The sequence below is a fragment of the Halomonas sp. AOP7-E1-9 genome (assembly GCF_052376035.1).
Lineage (GTDB): Bacteria > Pseudomonadota > Gammaproteobacteria > Pseudomonadales > Halomonadaceae > Vreelandella > Vreelandella citrativorans.
The window spans coordinates 1-20,346 of sequence record NZ_JBQSVC010000024.1 but is presented as its reverse complement, the minus strand read 5'-3'; the positions used below and the strand labels follow the sequence as shown (position 1 = coordinate 20,346).

The window sequence follows — 20,346 nt, the reverse complement described above, 5'->3', positions numbered from 1 at the left end:
GCTATTGATGACAGCGCTATTGCTAACAGGGCTATTGCTAACAGGGCTAGCTTTTAGCGCCTAATCGACAATTATCCAGCAAAGCTTATATAAATAATGATCACTAAAATGATCAGCGCGACACCTGAGGGTAGTGCACCTTTCCAGGGCGTTAAATCAACACCGCCGACATGCTCCTGCACCCAGTCCGTTTCGCGCGGACGTAGCTTGCCAACAATCAGCATCATCACCACTAACAAGGCAAACACCAATGCGACGAAGTGGAACTCATTCATAATCTCAGGCAAGAGATTAAATGGCGGCACAAAGTAACCAGCAGCGATCAATAAACAGCCGCCCACCAGCGCTATTTTGGCGGCCATGGGAGGTACCCGTTTGGTCAGTAGCCCCACCAACACAACAGCCAGAATAGGAATAAAGTAAATGGCGTTCATCTTCTGCAGGTAGCCGAATAGACTATCCTGCCCGGCCAGCAGTGGCGCGATAATCATGGTAATAATCGCCATGATCCAACCAAAGATCTTGCCCGATTTAACAACCTCCTGCTCAGTAGCGTCTTTATTCAGCACGCCTTTATAAATACCCAGGCTGAAAATGGTGGTGGTACTGTTAAGCGCGGAGTTAAACGAGGACAGAATCGCCCCGACCATAACCGCCGCAAAGAAACCCGTTAAATAAGGCGGTAGAACGTTAAACACCAAGTGCCCATAGGCTTCATCAGCCTGCACACCCTGATCAGCATACAGGTTATAGGCAATAATACCTGGTAACACGAGATACAGCGGGCCAAGCAGTTTAAAAAGCCCTGTCAGCAGCACACCCTTTTGGCCTTCGGCCAGGTTTTTGGCGGCAAGCGTTCGCTGGATAATCTGCTGATTCGTGCTCCAATAAAACAAGTTAATCAGAAAGACCCCGGTAAACAGCGTGAAGAACGGCACCTGCTGCTCTGAGCCACCAATCGAGTTGAGCTTATCCGGGTCGCTCTGCTTAAGAATGCTCCAGCCTTCCATGATGCCCGTACCGCCACTCACCGCTTGAAGGCCAAAATAGACGACCACAAAACCGCCCACTAACAGCCCAATACCGTTCAGCGTGTCGGAAACGGCAACCGTACGTAGCCCGCCAAATAGGGCATAGATCGCACCGATAATGCCCACAATCCATACGGTTAGCCAAAGCAGTGTGCTTGATGACTGAATACCGGTTAGCCCTTGCAGGTCCAGCATCCCCTGCAAGCCAATCGCACCAGAATAGAGAATGATCGGCAGCAAAATAACGGCATAGGCAATAAGGAAAATAACGTTGGTAATCAGCTGGGTGCCTTTATCAAAGCGGATTTCCAGCAATTGCGGCAGTGTAGTAATACCGCTTTTTAAAAAGCGCGGCAGGAAAAACAGCGCCAGCGCGACCAACGCGATAACTGCAACGACTTCCCATGCCATAACGCTTAGCCCATCGGCAAACGCAGCCCCGTTTAGGCCTACCATCTGCTCAGTGGAGAGGTTGGTCATTAGCAACGAACCCGCAATCAGCGGGAAGGTCAGCGAGCGCCCTGCCAGGAAATAACCAGTGGTACTGGAGTGATCATCCCGGCGTGTGATACGCCACGTAATAAAAGCGACCAGCCCTGTAAAAAACAGGAAAGACGCCAGGGTCAGCATATGCATGTTGGCTTGCTCCATTATTTAGTCATCGTGTTGTACATGCGCAGTGCGAATAAATGTCTGACATATCTCCGTAGAGATTCTAACGGAGCGGTGGATTAACGTTTATCCCCCTTTGGTCTTACCTAACGTGTTATTTTGCATAAAAAAACCGGGCAACATGACGTTGCCCGGTGATTGGGCAGGAAGACCTTTAGAAATCGCCTAAACCTGTGGATAGCCCTTGAAATAGTCTTTGGAATAGCCCTTGAAATAGCCTTGGGCGTACAAACCCAGGCGCTCCATTAATGATGAAAACGTTCAGCGGCTTCCTGAGCCAATTTGCGAATGCCTTCCCAATCTTCGGCTTCAACCAACCTGGCGGGCGTGAGCCAGGAGCCACCTACGCACATGACGTTGGGCAGTGACAGGTAGGATGCCGCATTCTCGACCGTGATGCCGCCCGTGGGGCAGAATTTCGCGCCAGGGATCGGAGCACCAAAGGCCTTGAGTGCTTTAACGCCACCGCTGGACTCCGCCGGGAAGAACTTGAAGCGGCGATAACCGAACTGCCAGCCGGTCATCAGCTCTGATATGGTCGAAACACCCGGCAGCATGGGTACTGAGCTTTCGATACCGTAACGATAAAGTGCCTCGGTCGTGCCCGGCGTTACGACAAAGTCAGCACCTACTTCTTCGGCCTGGCGATATTGAGCAGGGGTGAGTACGGTCCCCACACCAATGCTTGCTCCGGGTAACGCTTCACGCATGCGCTTAATGGCTTCCAGCGCACAGTCGGTACGCAGGGTGACTTCGAGAACCGTTAAACCGCCCTCTACCAGGGCCTTTCCAAGCGGCACGGCATCTTCAAGGCGATCAATGGTGATCACCGGAATCACTTCCGCTTTAAGGCAAATGCTGTCAAGTTCAGCGGTGCGCGTTGAAGGTAACTGTTTATCTATCGACATCGTAAGTCTCCGGAAATCTATTATTAATTGATTGTTAAGGTGCCCAGTAAATAGCCAAGGGGCATGACAAAAAGGCACGTATTGGCAGTTGCCGCACATCATCGCCGTTCAAGGCATTGGCCAGTACGGCACGCTTATCGTCACCGGTAATATGTAAAATATGCCGATGTGCCTGGTGTAGCCGGGACGCTGAAAAGGTAATCCGCGGCTGTGGTTGACTAGGGGTTCTCACCGCCACCAACGGCTCATCCGTAGAAAGCGCTAACCCGAGTTCCTGGCTATCCGGGAACAGCGAGGCTGTATGGCCATCCCCGCCCATACCAAGTATCACCACGCTGGCTGGCCAGCTAAGCGATGCGGTCTGTTCGGCTACCGCCGCGACGCCCTCTTCCGGCGTTGAAGCTTCTGCGGTTAGCGGCACAAAACGCGCCGCGGCGGCAGCGCCTTGCAGCAGGTTTTCACGCACCAGCCTGGCGTTGCTGTCGCTGCTTTGTTCATCCACCCAGCGCTCATCTGCCAGCGTGATATCGATACGCGACCAGGCTAGCGGCTTGGCAGCCAGGGCTTTAAAAAAAGGCACCGGGGTCGAGCCACCGGACACGACCAGAAGCACGCGCTCCTGGCGGTCTAGATCTTCACTCAAGGCCTGCGCGACCGCTTCAGCTAGCTGTTCCGCCAGCTTTTGACGTTGTTGGCTCATGTTAATAATCCTCGTACCAGCTGCGACCATCCTGGGTAATCATCGCAATGGAGGCAACCGGCCCCCAGGAGCCCGCCGGATAGCGCCTCGGTGGGGTTTCACGACTCTGCCAACCGGCAATTAACTGATCGCACCAGCGCCAAGCGTGTTCCACCTCATCACGGCGTACAAACAGATATTGCTGGCCCTTCATGACTTCAAGCAAGAGGCGCTCATAAGCATCGGGAATACGTGATTTAGGGAAGGCACTATTAAAATCAAGATGTAAGGGCCCTGGGCGCAAACGCATGCCTTTATCCAAGCCACTGTCTTTGGTAAGTACTTGTAGGGCAATTCCCTCTTCCGGCTGAAGGCGAATAATTAACTTGTTAGAAGCAATATCGCGCTGGTCCGGATCAAAGATATAGTGCGGCTGCTGGCGGAAATGGATCACAATTTGCGAAAGCTTTTCGGGCATCCGCTTACCGGTGCGAAGATAAAAAGGCACACCCGCCCAACGCCAGTTAGACACCTCGGTTTTCATCGCAACAAAGGTTTCCGTCTGGCTCTGGGTATTAGCGCCCTCTTCCTCCAGGTAACCAGGCACCGCTTGGCCATCGCTGGTGCCGGCAATATATTGCCCGCGTACCACATCGCGCCCTAGCGCCTCCCCTGTAAAAGGTTTCAGCGCTTTCAACACTTTTACCTTTTCATCACGAATGGCATCCGCATCCAGGTTAGAGGGCGGGTCCATGGCGATCAGACATAACAGCTGCAGCAGGTGGTTCTGCACCATGTCACGCAGTTGGCCTGCATCATCAAAATAGCCCCAACGCCCCTCAATACCGACCTTTTCGGCCACGGTAATCTCAACGTGGGAAATATGATTCTGGTTCCACTGAGTGCCGAAGAGCGGATTGGCAAAGCGCAGCGCAATCAGGTTCTGAACCGTTTCTTTACCCAAGTAGTGGTCAATGCGGTATACCCGTGACTCAGGAAATACGGCACCAATGGCATTGTTGATCTGTTCAGACGATGTCAGATCGTAGCCAATCGGTTTTTCAACAACGACGCGGGAGTCTTCGTCCAGACTTCCACTGGCCTGAAGATGGTGACAAATATCGCCATAAATACGCGCGGCAACAGAAAGGTACACCACCATCGGTTGTTTTGAGCCTTCTCGCCATTCGCGAATGGCTTCAAAGCCCTCTACTGTTGAAAAATCGAGCTGACGATAATCCAGACGATTTAGAAAGCGCTCAAAGCTTGAGTCCTCTAGTTCGCTGCTTTTGAGCCGTTTACGCAATGCGCCGCCAACCAGTTGCCTGAACGACGCCACATCATGCTCCTGACGCGCCAGCCCCATAATGCGGGTGCTTTCAGGCATCAGGCCTTCACGGTCAAGATGATATAAAGCAGGAAACAGCTTGCGCATGGCGAGGTCGCCCAACGCCCCGAAAAGCGCTAGATCAATGGCATGGTCACGTTCACCTAATGGGGCGCCTGGGGAGGCATATGACTGGCTCATCTCTGCTCCTATTTATTATCCACGACCGTCTACGTGGTTAGATTACCTAAAATCTATCTAAAAAAAGGCATCATGCGCAATATTTAATGTAATTTTACTACAATAAAATATTTTTGGAGCGATTCGACGCGCTTTTATTTCGCTATAAACACACTCTACGTGCTTGATAGCACCTGCCGCTACCACTGGATACCCCCACTGATGCCGCCACCATAGGAAGAATGACCTCCATAGCTGGGGCACTTATGCGCTGGCTCGCTTGCCAGCCATAGGCCTCTTAGTGCGGCATGACTGAAGGATGCGATCAGCGCTGCGCCTAGTGCGGTACGCGTGAAATGATGAGTGGTCATTTTCAGTCTCCTTGAGGATTATTATCAACCGCCGTAAATGGTGGCTGTATAGGGGATACACGCGAGGAGACGTTTTGGATGCAGTCCTATTAAAAAAGATTCTTTTTATTAAAAATAAAGGCCGAAAATAAATTTTCGGCCTTTAAATCAAACATTAACAGCGCACTTCAAAAATAACTATTTTGCGGTTGCCTGCATCGCAATGGCGGTATCCAGCATACGGTTGGAGAAACCCCACTCGTTGTCGTACCACGCCATTACTTTTACCAAGCGACCATTCACACGGGTGTGATTGGCATCAAATGTTGATGAATGCGCATCATGGTTAAAGTCGATGGATACCAGCGGTTGAGCATTGACAGCCAGTACGCTCGAGTTGGCAGCGGCCTTTTCGAGGATCTGGTTGATCTCTTCCTTGCTGGTATCGCGCCCTGCGTTAAAGGTTAGATCCACCAGCGACACGTTAATCACCGGTACGCGCACGGCCAGCCCATCCAGCTTACCTTCCAGCTCAGGCAGCACCAAACCCACCGCAGCGGCGGCTCCGGTTTTGGTCGGGATCATGGAGTGAGTGGCGCTGCGTGCGCGGTACGGGTCGGTATGGTAAACATCCGAAAGATTCTGGTCATTGGTATAAGCGTGAACAGTCGTCATCAGGCCGTTTTCGATACCTATAGTGTCGTTCAGCGCTTTGGCGACCGGTGCCAGGCAGTTAGTCGTGCAGGAGGCATTGGAGACAACCTTATGCTCAGCAGTCAGCACGTCATCATTAACACCGAAAACAATCGTTGCATCCGCATCCGGGCTGGGTGCCGAAATCAGTACTCGTTTAGCGCCCGCTTCCAAATGCTTGGCAGCGGCTTCTCGCTTGGTAAACAGCCCCGTGCACTCCATGACCAAATCGATATTCATGGATGCCCAAGGGAGGCTGGCAGGGTCGCGCTCGGAAGAGATCGCAATCCGGTCGCCGTCAACGCTGATACTTTCTGCGTCGTGCTCTACAGTGAAGGGGAAATGCCCATGCACCGTATCGTGGCGTAGTAAATGCGAATTTAGCGAAGGATCGCCAAGGTCATTAATCGCCACTACCTGAATTTTGTCACGGTAATCGTTTTCATACAGGGCGCGTAAGACGTTACGGCCGATCCGTCCAAACCCATTAATAGCAACTCTGATCGTCATGCTGACACCTCATGCTCGGTGGTGGATGGCTTCATTCAAGTAAAAAAATTACCAAAAAGACACGCAAAAGCGTTTTAAAAAGAACAAAATCGCTTACAACGCTGCTTTACTGGCTATTGAATAACCTATTTGTAGTAAAATTACTATATTATCACTATGGTCGTCTACACTTCACGCCGACAATTAAGCAGTCACCTTGCAGTCTGACAACACTGGTTTTTTGCTTTTTTTTAATATTTAAGGAGAGCCTGCTCATGAGCCTATCGAATTCACCTTTGCCGCTTCGCCGTACCAAAATTGTTGCCACACTAGGCCCTGCCAGCGACCAGCCAGGTATTCTTGAGGCGATGATCACGGCAGGCGTCGATGTCGTTCGACTTAACTTCTCCCACGGCTCTGCCGATGATCATCGTCGACGCCTACAAGATGTTCGCGATATCGCCCAGCGCTTAGGTAAATGTGTTGCAGCACTAGGCGATTTACAAGGTCCTAAAATTCGCATCGCGCGTTTTGCTGAAGGCCCTATTCATTTATCAGTAGGCGAAGCGTTTATTCTAGACATGGCGCTGGATACCAATGCGGGCAACAGTGAACGCGTTGGTTGTGACTACCCATCACTTATTGATGATGTAGCCCCCGGCGACCGGTTGCTGCTGGATGACGGCCGCGTTGTTCTGGATGTGACCTCCATTGCGGGCCAGGAAATACACACGAGTGTTCATGTGGGTGGCAAGCTCTCCAACAACAAGGGCATCAACAAACAGGGCGGTGGCCTTTCTGCTCCCGCTTTAACCGACAAAGATAAGGCCGATTTAAAAACGGCAGTGGAAATCGGCGTGGATTATCTGGCGGTCTCCTTTCCGCGTTCAGCAGACGATATGCGGGAAGCACGCGCACTGCTGGGCGAAGAAGGCAAAGAGATTGGCCTGGTCGCCAAGCTGGAGCGTGCCGAGGCAGTGGCAGATGATGAAACGCTGGACGGCATCATTATTGCCTCTGAAGCCGTTATGGTGGCGCGTGGCGACCTGGGTGTAGAAATTGGTGATGAAGCACTCATAGGCACCCAAAAGCGCATCATCAAACATGCCCGCTCGCTTAACCGCGCCGTGATTACCGCCACCCAAATGATGGAGTCGATGATCGAATCCCCGCTGCCCACACGCGCTGAGGTGTTCGACGTGGCCAATGCGGTGCTGGATGCGACCGACGCCGTTATGCTTTCAGCAGAAACGGCAGCCGGTGAATTTCCGGTAGAAACCGTTGAAGCCATGGACCGCGTTTGCTTAGGCGCCGAGCGCGAGCGGCTGGCACAGTCGTCTGGCCACCGCATGCATGAAGGCTTTGAGCGCATGGATGAAACCATCGCCCTTTCGGCCATGTACGCCGCGAACCATTTAACCGGCGTTAGCGCGATTGCCTGCATGACATCAACCGGTTACACACCACTGATTGCCTCGCGCATTCGTTCTGGCCTGCCAATTGTTGGCTTGGCGCATAGTCCCGTTGCCCAGCGCCGCATGGCACTTTACCGTGGCGTGGTATCGCTCCCCTTCAACACCACCCAAATGGAGCCCACCGAAGTAAACCAACAGGCGCTGAAATTGCTTAAAGCCTATGGTCTGGCACGCCCGGGTGGGCATATCATTCTGACTCGCGGCGATCATATGAACGCTCATGGCGGCACCAACACCATGAAGATTATCGCTATTGAGCAGGAAACATCAGGAGAATAAACAATGAACGATGCCCGACCGCCTCGCCAAGCGCTACGTACCTTACCCGCTCAAAAGCGTATTGCGCTTATCGCCCACGATGGCAAAAAGAGTGAACTACTGGAGTGGGCGGAACGCTGGCAGGAGACGCTGCGCCAGCATCACTTAATGGGTACGGGCACCACCGCAGGCCGGTTAACTCAGCAACTGGGCTTGAGCGTTGAAGGGTTAATGAGCGGGCCGCTAGGCGGCGACCAGCAGATCGGCGCACGCATCGCCGAGCAAAAGCTCGATATATTGGTGTTCTTCTGGGACCCGTTTGCGCCACAGCCCCACGACCCCGATGTTAAAGCACTGCTACGCCTTGCCACGCTGTGGAATGTACCTGTCGCCAACAACGCAGCCAGCGCGGACTTCCTGCTCTCATCGCCCTATCTAAGTGAGCGCTACGATATGTCGATACCCGATGCTAACGCTTGGGCCAGCGCCAGGGTTTAACTTAAGGATTTAGCGCCCTTACCCACGCTGAAAAAGATGCCGCTTAACGACCTGCTGCCCGACGCCACCCTGACCTCGGGCAGCTTTCAGCGCACTGTTAAGCGTCAATTCCGCTATCCGATCATAATCCTGGTGCACCGAATTAATCGGCTGAGGCAAAAAATCCAGCAGGCGGTGATCACCAAAAGTGGCAAGCCGGATATGCCTGGAAAGCCCTCCACGTTCTAAAAACGCATCTAAAACGCCCTCCATCAAGGTATACGATGCGGTCACCAGTGCATCCAGCCCCTTGGGCTCGCTAAGCAGCTGTTGGGCAAGTTCCATCGCCTCACTACGCTCGTAGCGCTCAGCGCTCAAATACACTTCCTCGATATCGCGATCTTTTAACGCGGCCTCAAAACCGGCCCGGCGCTCACGACTAATAGACAACTCAGGCATGGCATCAAGCCAGGCAACTCGCCGCGTATCCTGGTTAAGTACCGAGAGCGTTAAACGCTCAGCGGCATCGTGATCATCACTAACAACACTGGAAAAGTAGTGGCTATCCAGCCCTCGGTCCATGCCCACCACGGCCCAGCCGTCGTTAACCAATTCCCTATAAAATGGGTCAACGTCGGCCAGGCAGCTGGCAGTAATCAGTACTTCACAGCGCTGAGCACGCAGGGCAAGCGCCAGGGCGCGCTCACTTTCGGCACAGTCATCCGAGCTTACAATCAGCAGCCGATATCCTTGCTCGCGCGCACCACGCTCCAAGCGCTTCGCCAAGCGTGCATAGCTGATGTTTTCAAGGTCAGGCACGATTAAACCAATCAGCCGACTGGCACCTCGGCGCAGCGCCGCCGCCTGTGGATCAATCTGATATTGATGCTCACGAACAACGCTCATGACCTTTTCAATCGTGGCGGCACTGATACGACGCTGTTCAGCCTGCCCATTAATGACATAACTGGCCGTGGTGCGTGAAACACCTGCAAGCCGCGCAATATCGGCTAATGTCATGTTTTTTCTCCTTATAAGCCTGCAAAGTGTAACAGCGCCTTGACGAGACCCCCACCAAAGTCTAAAAACACACCCCTTGCGCCTTTAGCTGAATCGTTTCAGCATTATCATCATAGACGGTAGGCATCGATCAATACCGTTACTCGGCATTTGTGTCCTTTACGTCGTCGTCGAGCCGTTACCGGACTCGTCCTTACAGGAGAATTGCATGCTCACACTCGGTCCTAATGACATCTTGCTTGACCGCCACGCCAACAATTGGCAAGCGGCGCTGGATGAGGCCGCCCGGGTACTGGCTGACGCGGGGCTGGTTGATCCTGCCTATCGCGAGGGCCTGCATGCCCGTGAGGCGCAGTCATCTACCTATCTGGGTAATGCTATCGCCATTCCCCACGGCACGCCCGAAAGCCGCCAGCATGTTAAGCGGACTGGCGTTCGAGTACTGCAATTTCCAGAAGGCATCGAATGGCACGATGGCAACCGCGTCTATGTACTGGTGACGATTGCCGCACAAAATGATGAACATTTGGATATTTTGCGCGCCCTAACGCACGTACTGGACCGTGACGGCGTTGCTGAAGCGCTTGCCGCAGCCCGCTCCACCGAGGACGTCGCTCGCCTGCTGTCTAAATCTGCACCCGCGCCCAGACTGGATAGCGACACGCTTTGCCTGCAGTTTCCCGCACAGAGTGTTCAGGAACTGGCCCTGGCAGCGGCCGCCCGCTTACGCCAAAGTGGCTGCGTAGATAACCACTTTATTGCCGATATTGCGGCGAAACCGCCGGTTTGGCTGGGCGACGGTTTTTGGCTTGCCAGCAGCGCCAGCGGCGTCCAACAGCCTGCGCTGGGCGTGGCGACACCGGTCGAAGCACACATGGAAGAGAACGGCCATGCTGTTCACGGCCTGTTTTGCCTGGCAGCACAGGGAAGCGCGCACACCTCCCTGTTGGAGCAACTTCAGAAGGTGCTCGAAAACACCCCAAGCCGCGCGTTACTAAAGGCAGGTGCCGCCCAAGTGCTGGCTCAGCTTGCAGGTGAAACAGCCAATACGCATACCCAGCGCGTGCGGGTATTAAATCCCCACGGCCTGCACGCCCGTCCGGCTAAACAGTTGGTGCAGGTAGCTCGAGCACAGGCCGTTGCGATTAACGTTCGCCTGGAAGAAGGCAGCCCCGCCAGCGTTTCCGCAGCGAGCCTGACCAAAGTCATCGGCTTGGGCGCACGCCGTGGCCAGTGGCTGGTACTTTCTGGCGAAGGCAGTGAAGCGCCACAGGCACTGGCCAACGTCGCGGATGCAATTGAAGGCGGCTTGGGTGAAAAGGTAGCGCCTTTTGACAGCGGCCGAGAGCAGCTGGCGACCCACCCTGCTCACGAGGAAACCGTTACGCCTTTGACAGCCGATACACCGCATACGGCGATTGCGGCCTCCCCCGGGCTTGCGATTGCGCCGGTGTTTGTTATTCGCCCTCAGCACTTTGATTACCCGGAACAGGCTGACAATCCCGACCGCGAACTGACCCGGCTGCACAATGCCATCCAGGAGGGCATTGCCCAGCTGGAAGCCCTGGTGCGCAATGCGCCGGGTGGCGAAGTGGCCGATATCCTCTCCATGCATGAAGAGATGCTGGATGACCCCGAGCTGCACCGCGCCGCCGAAGATGCCATTCGTGAAGGCCGTTCAGCAGAGGCGGCCTGGTGGGAAGCGATTGAAACCGCCGCCCACGCGCAAGAAATGCTTGCCGACCGCCTGCTTGCTGAGCGTGCCGCCGACCTGCGTGATGTAGGTCGTCGCGTATTGAGTGTTTTGTGCGACACCCAACTTCCCGAGCCACCCAACCACCCCTACATTCTGGTGATGGACGATATCGGTCCTTCCGACGTAGCGCGCCTGGATACCTCCCGCGTGCGCGGTCTTTTGACCGAACGTGGCGGCGCCACTGCCCACAGCGCTATTTTGGCCCGTGCGCTGGGCATACCCGCGGTGGTGGGCGCGGGCAAAGCGGTAATGGCCTTAGCCAATGCCAGCATGATGATTCTGGACGGCGAGCGAGGCCGCGTCACTCCTTCGCCTTCTGAGCAGCGCTTACGCCGCGCCGAGCAGCAGTTGCTTGATTTACAGGCCCGCGAAGCCGATGCCTGGGAGCGGCGTTATGAACGCGCCCAAACCCGCGACGGCCACTACGTGGAGGTGGCTGCTAACCTGGGCAACACCGCTCATGCAGAAGATGCGGTTGAGCGTGGTGCCGAGGGCGTTGGCCTGCTGCGCACCGAGTTCCTGTTTATGGCCCACTCAAGCACACCCGACCTTCCCACGCAAACCGCCGAGTATCGGCAGGCCATCGACGCCCTGAATGGCCGCCCGTTAGTGGCACGCACCCTGGATGTGGGTGGCGACAAGCCCCTGCCCTACTGGCCAGTCCCCCAGGAAGACAACCCGTTTTTGGGTTTGCGTGGCATTCGCCTAGCGTTAACCGAGCCCGACGTACTCGAAACCCAACTGCGCGCGCTACTCATGGCAGCCGCCCCGGTAGCGGGTTCAGAAGCGACGCCCAGGCCGCTGCGGATTATGCTGCCAATGGTCAAGGACGTGGCTGAATTTCGCGCCGCCAAAGCCATTTTTGACCGTTTGCTTGCGGAAATTCCCGCGGATGAGCGCGCAAACGACGTGCAGCTAGGCGTGATGATTGAGATCCCCTCCAGCGCACTGCTGGCACCAACGCTTGCCGCCGAGGTGGACTTCTTCTCGGTTGGCACCAACGACTTAACCCAGTACACGCTGGCGATTGACCGCGGTCATCCAGAGCTCTCTGCCCAAGCGGATGGCCTGCACCCGGCGGTCCTACGCTTGATCCAGATGACCGTTGACGCCGCTCATGCCCAAGGCAAATGGGTCGGCGTTTGCGGTGAACTGGCCTCGGATACGGCGGCTATTCCCGTGTTAGTGGGGTTAGGCGTTGATGAGCTTTCAGTTAGCGCCCGGCAAATTCCGCTGGTGAAAGCTCGCCTGCGCGAGTTCGACTTGGCCGATGCCCAAGCCAGTGCGCAACTGGCCCTAAGCCAGGCGACCAGCGCCGCTGTGCGCGACGCGCTGGAGGCACACTAATGGCCCGGGTTATTACCGTTACGCTCAACCCAGCGCTGGATTTGGCATTTGACCTTGAAGAGTTAACGCTGGGCACGGTTAACCGCCCCAGGAACGCACAGCTGGAAGCCGCGGGCAAAGGCGTTAACGTTGCACGAGTGCTGGCCTCGCTGGGCCATCACGTGGTGGTGAGCGGATTTCTCGGGCGCGATAACGATGGCCCCTTCCAACGGGCGTTTACCCAGCTGGGCGTTACGGATGCCTTTGTCCGCGTGCCGGGGGAAACCCGTATTAATGCCAAGCTGGCGGAAAAAAGCGGCCGGGTGACCGACATTAACGGCCCCGGTATCGGCGTAGACGCCACACAAGTCACCGCGCTTCTGAACAGCATTAAACAGCAGCTAAACGCTGAGCCTGCCGATGCCCTTCTTGTGGCAGGTAGCCTGCCCCCTGGCTTAAGCCTGACAAGCTTTGCCACGTTGCTGACGGAACTAAAAGCTACCGGCGTGCCGTTATGGGTGGATACCAGTGGCGAAGCCCTGCTGTGCGCGATTGCGGTAGCCCCCGAAGCCGTTAAACCCAATGAATTGGAACTTGCCCACTGGGCCGGTGAGGCACTGGATGATCACGCCAAGCGAGTAAGCGCCACCTGCCGCCTTTATCAGGCAGGTATTGGCCAAGCGCTACTTTCTGCCGGGGCCGACGGCGTTATTTGGGTGAACGCCAAGGGCACCTGGCAGTCAACGCCGCCCCGCGTTCAGGCAGCCAATACCGTGGGTGCCGGCGATACCTTTGTGGCTGGCATGCTCCACGGCGTGCTCAGCCAGCAAAGTGACGAAGAAACACTGCGTTTTGCCACGGCGCTTTCCACCGAATCTGTTCGCCATGTTGGCGTGGGCAATGCCCACGCGGACGACTTTGCCGTACTCCTACAACATACTCAGGTCCAGCGCCTGCACGCCAGCCGCACCGAGGGAACGTCACAATGAATATTATTCTAATTACAGCCTGCCCCAGCGGCATGGCAACGACTTTTTTGGCCGCCCGTCGCCTTGAACAAGCCGCTCAGCGCTTGGGTTGGAAAGTGCATGTAGAAATGCACGGAGAACTAGCACCGGTCGAGGCCGCCAATGCCGAACAAATTGCCCATGCCGATTTAATTGTCGTAGCCGCCGAGCACGTACCCGCATCGGAGCGATTTGAAGGCAAACGCCTTTACCAGGCACCGATTGCTCAAGCGTTGCCTGACCCGGACGCGTTTTTAACCACCGCTAAACGCGAAGCACCGTTGTATAGCGCCCCGGCGGCTACCTCTCAAACAAAAGCGCCAGCCGCTGCCGGCGGCCAAACCATTGTGGCCGTCACCGCCTGCCCCACCGGTGTTGCTCATACCTTTATGGCCGCAGAAGCGCTGGCTGAGGCGGGCAACGCCATGGGCCACTCAATACGTGTGGAAACCCAGGGCTCAGTCGGCGCCCAGGACAAGCTAACGGAAGACGAAATCGCCGCCGCCGACGTTGTCATTCTGGCCTGCGATATTGAAGTTGATCCAACGCGTTTTTCCGGTAAACGCGTGTACCGCACCTCGACCGGTACAGCGCTTAAAAAATCCCAGGCAACGATTGAAAACGCCCTAACCCAGGCCAGTGTGGAAAGTGCAGGCACGGCTAATACGGCTTCAAACGATGGCAAAAGCCTGAAAGAGAAAGGCGTGTATAAACACCTGCTCACCGGCGTGTCGTTTATGCTGCCCATGGTAGTGGCGGGCGGGCTACTAATCGCCCTGTCGTTTATGTTCGGCATCGAGGCGTTCGAGCAGGAAGGCACCCTGGCCGCTGCGTTAATGCAGATTGGCGGCGGCACCGCGTTTGCGTTGATGATTCCGGTATTAGCAGGCTATATCGCTTACTCAATTGCCGACCGCCCTGGTATTGCGCCGGGTATGATTGGCGGCATGCTGGCGGCGGACATTGGCTCGGGGTTTATTGGCGGTATTCTGGCAGGCTTTCTAGCCGGTTACGTAGCCCTTGCGGTCACTCGCCATGTGAAGCTGCCTTCGAGCATCGAGTCACTTAAGCCCATCCTGATTATTCCGCTGATCGCGAGCCTTGTGACAGGCCTGGTCATGATTTACATCGTGGGCGAACCGGTTGCCGCGCTGCTTAATGCGTTAACCAACTTCCTGGCGTCGATGGACTCCACCAATGCTGTATTACTGGGTATTTTGCTGGGCACCATGATGTGCTTTGACTTGGGCGGCCCGGTTAACAAGGCGGCCTACACCTTTGGTGTGGGCCTCTTGGCCTCAGGCACCTACGGCCCCATGGCCGCGATTATGGCGGCAGGCATGGTACCGGCCATTGGCATGGGTATCGCAAGCTTCGTGGCACGCAACAAATTCTCCGAGCCGGAACGTGAAGCCGGCAAGGCTTCGTTCGTACTGGGGTTGTGCTTTATTAGTGAAGGCGCGATTCCGTTCGCGGCCAAAGATCCGCTGCGCGTTATTCCCGCTTGTATCGCTGGGGGCGCCGTTACAGGTGCGCTTTCGATGCTGGTGGGTGCCCAATTAATGGCCCCGCACGGGGGTATTTTCGTCCTGCTGATTCCTAATGCAATCACCCCGCCACTGCTCTACCTGGGCGCCATTGTGGCAGGCTCACTCATCACTGGCCTGAGCTACGCCTTTATTAAACGCGGCGCCGCTCAAGTGGCCGTCGCCAGCTAAGTGTTAGCTCAACACGAGCAGGCGCAATGCCTGCTCGTGGTTAGCCCTGTATAAAGGCTGCTGACGTCATTGCTGTTTTATTACCTGTTTTATCGCCACGCTCAACGGATAGTTGCCCTTATCGCTTTTTTATGTAGTATTTTTACATAATCGATATCACCGCCATTTACCCCAGTTAATATTTGCCACTCAACAACAACGGATACGCGCTCTATGTTTCAACTCACCCGTAGCGTTACGTGGCAGGCGCTTGAACGCCTGCGCGACAACACCCATAACGACCGCATCCGGGACTACTTCACTAACGACCCGAAGCGCTTTGAGAAGATGAACCTCAAGGTAGGCGGTCTGTTTCTGGACTATTCAAAGCATCATGTTTCCGACGCAGTGCTCACCAAACTGATAGAGCTTGCTGACCACTCCGCGCTGGTGCAGCGCCGGGCACAAATGTTTTCTGGCGATATTATCAACGTTACCGAAAACCGCCCGGTACTGCATACCGCGCTGCGTAACCTGAGTGACGAACCGGTGTATGTCGACGGCGAAGACGTCATGCCGGAAATTACCCGCACCCGCGAACAGATCAAACAGTTTTCTGAAACGGTACGCAGCGGAGAATGGAAAGGTTACAGCGGCCAGTCGATCAAGGATGTCGTTAATATCGGGATTGGCGGCTCGGACCTTGGCCCCAATATGGCGGTGCGCGCGCTACTTAAATATCGTCATCCGGAGATGCACTTTCACTTTGTATCCAACGTGGACGGCACGCATATCCAGAAGGTGCTTTCGCGCCTGGACCCGGCCACCACGCTGTTTATCGTCTCGACCAAGACATTTTCCACCCAGGAAACGCTGCTCAATGCAAAAACAGCGCGGCGCTGGTTCCTGGAGAACGCCGGAAGCGACGCGGATGTAGGTGCCCACTTTGTCGCCGCTTCGACCAACCGCAAAGCGGCCATGGAATTCGGCATCCGTGAAGAGAACGTGTTCGAGTTCTGGGCGTGGGTGGGTGGGCGCTACTCCATGTGGTCCTCAATCGGCTTACCGATTGCGTTATCTATCGGTTTTGAAGGGTTTATTGAGCTGCTGGAAGGTGCCCACGAGATGGACCGCCACTTTATTGAGGCGCCTTTTTCCGAGAACATGCCGGTGCTCATGGCGCTTATCGGCATCTGGTATATCAATTTTATTGGCGCAGAAACCCAAGCCATCGTGCCTTACGACCAAGCGCTTAACCAGCTGCCCTCCTTCCTGCAACAGCTGGATATGGAGTCCAACGGCAAATCGGTGGATATTTTCGGCCACCCGGTCAACTATAAAACCGGCCCGATTGTATGGGGTCAAACCGGCTCCAATGGTCAACACGCCTTCTTCCAACTGCTGCACCAGGGCACGCGCTACGTACCTATCGACTTTATCGCCTCGCTCAAACCGGAGCCTGGCATGGAAGACCACCACTTTGCGCTATTAACCAACATGCTCGCCCAGGCTAACGCTTTTATGGAAGGCAGCCAGGGCGACGGTAAAGAGTTAAGCCAGCACGACCCCTACAGCTGCCCCGGCAACCGCCCTTCCAGTACGTTACTGTTGGATGAACTCACTCCCCGCAATCTCGGCGCGCTAATCGCACTCTACGAGCACAAGGTCTTTGTTCAAGGCGTGATCTGGAACATCAACTCATTCGATCAATGGGGTGTTCAGCTAGGCAAGCGCATCGCCGGTGAAATCAGCGAGCGTATCGACACTAACGCAGCCGACTTTGATGCCTCGACCCAAGGGTTGTTAGAGTTGGTGCGGGCGCATTTTCCGGGTGACGGCGCCAGCACCAACAGTCAACAAGCTGAAAACGCCAAAAAATCGACCAGGAAAAAGAGTTAGCGGATTTTAGACATAGAGGAAAGCGTTTATTCAAAGCCCTGGCGTAATAGCCGGGGCTTTTTATACGTAATCTGTATTGATGCTGTATCGACGAAAACAGCGTGTTAGTTCGCTTCCATCCAGTACTGCGTTGATGCCTCACCGCATATTGTAAAACCCAACCGCTCGTACAGGGCGATGGCCAAGCTCTGCTTTAAAACACGAAGCCGTAAAGGCACGCCCAGCACTCTGGCCTTTTCAAGCTCCTGGCGCACAATGTGTGCACCAACTCCCCGCCCTTGATATTCCGCTAAAAGAAACAGATCCCGAAGCTGAAGAAATTCCCCTTCATTTGTAACCCATACAGCACCTACAGACTTACCGTTTAACGCCAAGACCTCAAAACCACCCTGGCGCCATTTTTCATCAAAAGCTGGCATTTGAAGCTCGGCCTCCCACGTGCCGAATTGACGCTCGACAACATTCTGGTAGGCGCTTTCATAAGCACGCCAAATAAAATCACGATCACTCTGTGCCGCTTTCAACCTGGCAATGTGCATTGCTTTATACCGCCCAAACCGATTTATGGAAGCTGAATATAAGCTTGCTGCCACAATACCGAAGGCTCATTGTCCAGGCCCGGCCATCATTGAAGCTACGATGGTTATTCGCCATGCTCTTCTCGCCACAACAGCGGGTAGTTAGATACAAAACCTGATGACGTTACCGTTAACTCCGTTTCAAATGCTCCGCCACTGGATGAGTAGTGAAATATTGATTCTGATAGCCGTGTGTAGCGTTGAGGGAGCTTTTCTAACGTCATCTCTGGAAATGTTAACCAAGCAGCGACTGCCTGCTCGGAGTCTCCTATAGCCATATTGCATCGTCTGATAGGCAGCAAATTCGTCGCTGGTGAAAAGGCGAGATCAACGTCAATACACCCTTCAACCTGAGGTTGCTCAACCCCGTTCAACGTCCACACATTGCCAGGCTCGACCATAAGTACCACATCAATCGGCTCATCATTAATGTTACCGACCACATGCACTTCTTGCGTTTTCCAAGCCGCATCGCACACGACTCTGTAGGAGAGCAAGCACTTGTGTCCCTTGGCTACGAAGATGGAAGATCCTGTCAGCAGGTGGCCTTTTTCGCCGCTGCTCACGCTACATAACTCATGTCCTGGCAGGTCCAACCGCTGCCAGACAATCGTATCGTTGGTTGGCATCGTCATAAATTCCGAACCTTACTCCTATCAATCACCCTATGCGGCGGTATCCCTCAAGCCAGTTCAACCTTACTAAAGTTAACTTATAAATGGCCGATAACGTCTATTAATAACAACGAAGGATCGACCATGAAGATCGGATTTTCCAATTTTATGTTGATAGGTACCCGTCACGAATCGTCTTCCGCTTTGAAGGTGTCTCGGGTCGCGAGCCAAAAGAGCCCGATGGTGGCAGCACCGGATGCTGACGATGCACTGACTAAACGCCTTAAAAAGCAGAAAGAGGCGTTTGAGCAACTGGCGGCCCTGCCCAGCCCGAAAGAGTCAGCGATGCAAAATGCTTCGCAGAAAGTCGGCTTTTTAAAGCAGCGGCTGGAAACACTTAAAGCGATGATGCGCTTTGCATCACCAGAACAGCTCAAATCCATGGCTAAAGAGCTTAAAAGCATCGCCCGCGAGCTAGGTGTGGCAGCGCGGCAATTAAATGATAGCGGCGGTGGTAGCGCTGGCCCTTCTGTCACGCCTACGGTAACGAGCGCCCAGCCAACAAGTGTCACCCCTACCGCTTCTCCTGACAGTGCTGAAAACGGCAGCGCCGATGCACAAGCTGACGCTCAAGCCGCCAACGCGACGCTCGCCAGTGCGGAGGCGGCCATGGTGAACCAGGAGGATGAGCAGAGCGAGCATGCCCAAGATGCAGCCACCACGACCAATAACGCGCCAAACGAGCCGGCCGTAATCATCACTTCGCAACCGCAGGATGATCGCCGTTCTCAAGGAATTAGTGCCAGCGAACACGCTCTACGCAGTATTTTGATCGACACAAAAAAAGAGCTTCAGGAAGCGATGAATGAGCTAAAGATTCGCCTACGTCAAGAGGATAAAGAAGCCCGCCGAGAACTAAAAAAGGCGGAAGAAGATATGAGAAAACTTGACCGGACACTGGCCCAGTCAACCTCCAATGCACTCTACTCTTCGCTAGGCCAAATGCTACCTACTACCGTGAACAGTGCCAGCGTAGTCACGGGTAGCATTAGCGTGGAAGTGTGACCATTCGCTCCATTACTCGAAATACTTCAACCTTCTATACAGCTTGGCTAGAAAGCGAGCGCCAACTATTAGGCCAATGCTGAGCACCACCGCTGCTAGCGAACCATAGGCCACTATGCCTCCCCATGCCCATTGGCCTATCGCTGTGCTTAAATGCTGAACGAAAAGATACACACCGATCAAGAAGCTGCCTGCGCGTACCAGGCCCTCCTCGGCAATCGTTAAAGCAGGCTCATCTCCAAGAAATTTATTGGCCAGCGTTACCGCAGAAAACCACAGTACGATACCCGCGATGATAGGAATAACAGCAGTGGCTGCGAGCCATGGCAGCCACTGGGCTAGCTCCGCATCGTAGCCGGGGCTAAACAGCAGCGGCGATACGCTTAGCAAAGGCGTAATGGCGAGGTAAATAGCGAGTAATCGAATCAAAAGAATGGAGAAAGGTTTCATAGGCTTACCTTACATTTAAACCTCCAGCATAAGCCAAATTTGGCCCAAAAACCTGGTACCCGATACAACATTGCCTTGGTAATTTCTTACCAAGGCAATGAAGCAGTACGGCTACACTCTGTATAACGGACGGATGTAGAACCGGTTGTTTAACGATCCCGAATGACAATCGGACCAATGGGCGCAACATTAGGCATGAACAGCATGACTTCGTTAACGTCGTGCATGGGGGCGACAAAATCGGCTTTCCAGGTGCCTACGCGTGGGTTCTTGTCTGGTTCGTAGTTAAAGCTCAGGCGCAAGCTGTCTGGCGCGACCACACCTCCATCTTCACGCAGCAGCGAGAACGACTGGTCGCCGAACTCGGCGTAGATCTTCCCGTCAATTCGATCTAG

The 20,346-nt window shown here is 54.6% G+C and carries 18 protein-coding genes; 7 read left to right on the top strand and 11 right to left on the bottom strand.

Features of this window, described 5'->3' with window-relative positions:
• Positions 1 to 71: 71 nt before the first annotated feature.
• The 6 genes from ACT3R4_RS13065 to gap form a co-directional block, all read right to left on the bottom strand.
• Complete coding sequence (locus tag ACT3R4_RS13065; protein ID WP_172118280.1) at positions 72 to 1,667, bottom strand: solute:sodium symporter family transporter; 1,596 nt, start codon at positions 1,665 to 1,667, stop codon at positions 72 to 74.
• A gap of 281 nt (positions 1,668 to 1,948) precedes the next feature.
• Positions 1,949 to 2,611, bottom strand: a complete 663-nt coding sequence (locus tag ACT3R4_RS13060) for a bifunctional 4-hydroxy-2-oxoglutarate aldolase/2-dehydro-3-deoxy-phosphogluconate aldolase (RefSeq protein WP_172118281.1) — start codon at positions 2,609 to 2,611, stop codon at positions 1,949 to 1,951.
• A gap of 34 nt (positions 2,612 to 2,645) precedes the next feature.
• The gene (gene pgl / locus ACT3R4_RS13055) at positions 2,646 to 3,311 is read right to left on the bottom strand and encodes a 6-phosphogluconolactonase (protein ID WP_441679274.1); all 666 of its coding nucleotides are present in this window, start codon (positions 3,309 to 3,311) and stop codon (positions 2,646 to 2,648) included.
• A gap of 1 nt (position 3,312) precedes the next feature.
• The gene (gene zwf, locus ACT3R4_RS13050; protein ID WP_441679273.1) at positions 3,313 to 4,818 is read right to left on the bottom strand and encodes a glucose-6-phosphate dehydrogenase; all 1,506 of its coding nucleotides are present in this window, start codon (positions 4,816 to 4,818) and stop codon (positions 3,313 to 3,315) included.
• Between the two features lie 179 nt (positions 4,819 to 4,997).
• The gene (locus ACT3R4_RS13045) at positions 4,998 to 5,168 is read right to left on the bottom strand and encodes a hypothetical protein (RefSeq protein ID WP_172118284.1); all 171 of its coding nucleotides are present in this window, start codon (positions 5,166 to 5,168) and stop codon (positions 4,998 to 5,000) included.
• A gap of 177 nt (positions 5,169 to 5,345) precedes the next feature.
• The gene (gap, locus tag ACT3R4_RS13040) at positions 5,346 to 6,350 is read right to left on the bottom strand and encodes a type I glyceraldehyde-3-phosphate dehydrogenase (RefSeq protein ID WP_172118285.1); all 1,005 of its coding nucleotides are present in this window, start codon (positions 6,348 to 6,350) and stop codon (positions 5,346 to 5,348) included.
• A 254-nt stretch (positions 6,351 to 6,604) separates the two neighbouring features.
• On the opposite strand from gap, the gene pyk reads away from it, so the two are divergent.
• Positions 6,605 to 8,083, top strand: coding sequence for a pyruvate kinase (gene pyk / locus ACT3R4_RS13035; RefSeq protein WP_193055091.1), 1,479 nt, complete (start codon positions 6,605 to 6,607; stop codon positions 8,081 to 8,083).
• 3 nt (positions 8,084 to 8,086) lie between these two features.
• Positions 8,087 to 8,560, top strand: a complete 474-nt coding sequence (locus tag ACT3R4_RS13030; RefSeq protein ID WP_172118287.1) for a methylglyoxal synthase — start codon at positions 8,087 to 8,089, stop codon at positions 8,558 to 8,560.
• 18 nt (positions 8,561 to 8,578) lie between these two features.
• On the opposite strand, the gene cra is transcribed toward ACT3R4_RS13030, so the two are convergent.
• Positions 8,579 to 9,559, bottom strand: coding sequence for a catabolite repressor/activator (cra, locus tag ACT3R4_RS13025; protein WP_441679272.1), 981 nt, complete (start codon positions 9,557 to 9,559; stop codon positions 8,579 to 8,581).
• A gap of 208 nt (positions 9,560 to 9,767) precedes the next feature.
• Here cra and ptsP point away from each other — a divergent pair, with 208 nt between their 5' ends.
• The 4 genes from ptsP to pgi all read left to right on the top strand — a co-directional run bounded on the left by ptsP (position 9,768) and on the right by pgi (position 17,244).
• A complete protein-coding gene (gene ptsP / locus ACT3R4_RS13020) occupies positions 9,768 to 12,662 on the top strand; it encodes a phosphoenolpyruvate--protein phosphotransferase (RefSeq protein WP_441679271.1) in 2,895 nt (964 codons plus the stop codon).
• Entirely contained in the window at positions 12,662 to 13,630 is a 969-nt protein-coding gene (gene pfkB, locus ACT3R4_RS13015) for a 1-phosphofructokinase (RefSeq protein ID WP_441679270.1), read from the top strand. Before ptsP ends, pfkB begins: the two co-directional genes overlap by 1 nt.
• A complete protein-coding gene (locus ACT3R4_RS13010; RefSeq protein WP_441679269.1) occupies positions 13,627 to 15,366 on the top strand; it encodes a PTS fructose-like transporter subunit IIB in 1,740 nt (579 codons plus the stop codon). The genes pfkB and ACT3R4_RS13010 overlap by 4 nt, the downstream gene beginning before the upstream one ends.
• A gap of 213 nt (positions 15,367 to 15,579) precedes the next feature.
• Positions 15,580 to 17,244 (top strand): glucose-6-phosphate isomerase, encoded by a 1,665-nt coding sequence (gene pgi, locus ACT3R4_RS13005; protein ID WP_441679268.1) that lies wholly within the window; start codon positions 15,580 to 15,582, stop codon positions 17,242 to 17,244.
• A gap of 104 nt (positions 17,245 to 17,348) precedes the next feature.
• Here pgi and ACT3R4_RS13000 read toward each other — a convergent pair whose 3' ends face one another.
• Positions 17,349 to 17,837: a GNAT family N-acetyltransferase gene (locus ACT3R4_RS13000; protein ID WP_441679267.1), complete on the bottom strand. Its 489-nt coding sequence runs from the start codon at positions 17,835 to 17,837 to the stop codon at positions 17,349 to 17,351.
• Between the two features lie 50 nt (positions 17,838 to 17,887).
• Positions 17,888 to 18,457, bottom strand: coding sequence for a putative glycolipid-binding domain-containing protein (locus ACT3R4_RS12995; RefSeq protein ID WP_441679266.1), 570 nt, complete (start codon positions 18,455 to 18,457; stop codon positions 17,888 to 17,890).
• A gap of 123 nt (positions 18,458 to 18,580) precedes the next feature.
• Between ACT3R4_RS12995 and ACT3R4_RS12990 the strand changes: the two genes are divergently transcribed.
• Positions 18,581 to 19,501, top strand: a complete 921-nt coding sequence (locus tag ACT3R4_RS12990; protein ID WP_441679265.1) for a hypothetical protein — start codon at positions 18,581 to 18,583, stop codon at positions 19,499 to 19,501.
• A 12-nt stretch (positions 19,502 to 19,513) separates the two neighbouring features.
• On the opposite strand, the gene ACT3R4_RS12985 is transcribed toward ACT3R4_RS12990, so the two are convergent.
• Both ACT3R4_RS12985 and ACT3R4_RS12980 read right to left on the bottom strand, forming a co-directional pair.
• Positions 19,514 to 19,951: a hypothetical protein gene (locus ACT3R4_RS12985; RefSeq protein WP_441679264.1), complete on the bottom strand. Its 438-nt coding sequence runs from the start codon at positions 19,949 to 19,951 to the stop codon at positions 19,514 to 19,516.
• 149 nt (positions 19,952 to 20,100) lie between these two features.
• A partial coding sequence (locus ACT3R4_RS12980) for a hypothetical protein (RefSeq protein ID WP_496201868.1) occupies positions 20,101 to 20,346 on the bottom strand: 246 nt, incomplete at its 5' end.

Bases quoted from the DNA above. Each gene is read 5' to 3' on its own strand.
- ACT3R4_RS13065 (WP_172118280.1), bottom strand. From the start codon at position 1,667: ATGCATATGCTGACCCTGGCGTCTTTCCTGTTTTTTACAGGGCTGGTC.
- ACT3R4_RS13060 (WP_172118281.1), bottom strand. From the start codon at position 2,611: ATGTCGATAGATAAACAGTTACCTTCAACGCGCACCGCTGAACTTGAC.
- pgl (WP_441679274.1), bottom strand. From the start codon at position 3,311: ATGAGCCAACAACGTCAAAAGCTGGCGGAACAGCTAGCTGAAGCGGTC.
- zwf (WP_441679273.1), bottom strand. From the start codon at position 4,818: ATGAGCCAGTCATATGCCTCCCCAGGCGCCCCATTAGGTGAACGTGAC.
- ACT3R4_RS13045 (WP_172118284.1), bottom strand. From the start codon at position 5,168: ATGACCACTCATCATTTCACGCGTACCGCACTAGGCGCAGCGCTGATC.
- gap (WP_172118285.1), bottom strand. From the start codon at position 6,350: ATGACGATCAGAGTTGCTATTAATGGGTTTGGACGGATCGGCCGTAAC.
- pyk (WP_193055091.1), top strand. From the start codon at position 6,605: ATGAGCCTATCGAATTCACCTTTGCCGCTTCGCCGTACCAAAATTGTT.
- ACT3R4_RS13030 (WP_172118287.1), top strand. From the start codon at position 8,087: ATGAACGATGCCCGACCGCCTCGCCAAGCGCTACGTACCTTACCCGCT.
- cra (WP_441679272.1), bottom strand. From the start codon at position 9,559: ATGACATTAGCCGATATTGCGCGGCTTGCAGGTGTTTCACGCACCACG.
- ptsP (WP_441679271.1), top strand. From the start codon at position 9,768: ATGCTCACACTCGGTCCTAATGACATCTTGCTTGACCGCCACGCCAAC.
- pfkB (WP_441679270.1), top strand. From the start codon at position 12,662: ATGGCCCGGGTTATTACCGTTACGCTCAACCCAGCGCTGGATTTGGCA.
- ACT3R4_RS13010 (WP_441679269.1), top strand. From the start codon at position 13,627: ATGAATATTATTCTAATTACAGCCTGCCCCAGCGGCATGGCAACGACT.
- pgi (WP_441679268.1), top strand. From the start codon at position 15,580: ATGTTTCAACTCACCCGTAGCGTTACGTGGCAGGCGCTTGAACGCCTG.
- ACT3R4_RS12995 (WP_441679266.1), bottom strand. From the start codon at position 18,457: ATGACGATGCCAACCAACGATACGATTGTCTGGCAGCGGTTGGACCTG.
- ACT3R4_RS12990 (WP_441679265.1), top strand. From the start codon at position 18,581: ATGAAGATCGGATTTTCCAATTTTATGTTGATAGGTACCCGTCACGAA.
- ACT3R4_RS12985 (WP_441679264.1), bottom strand. From the start codon at position 19,951: ATGAAACCTTTCTCCATTCTTTTGATTCGATTACTCGCTATTTACCTC.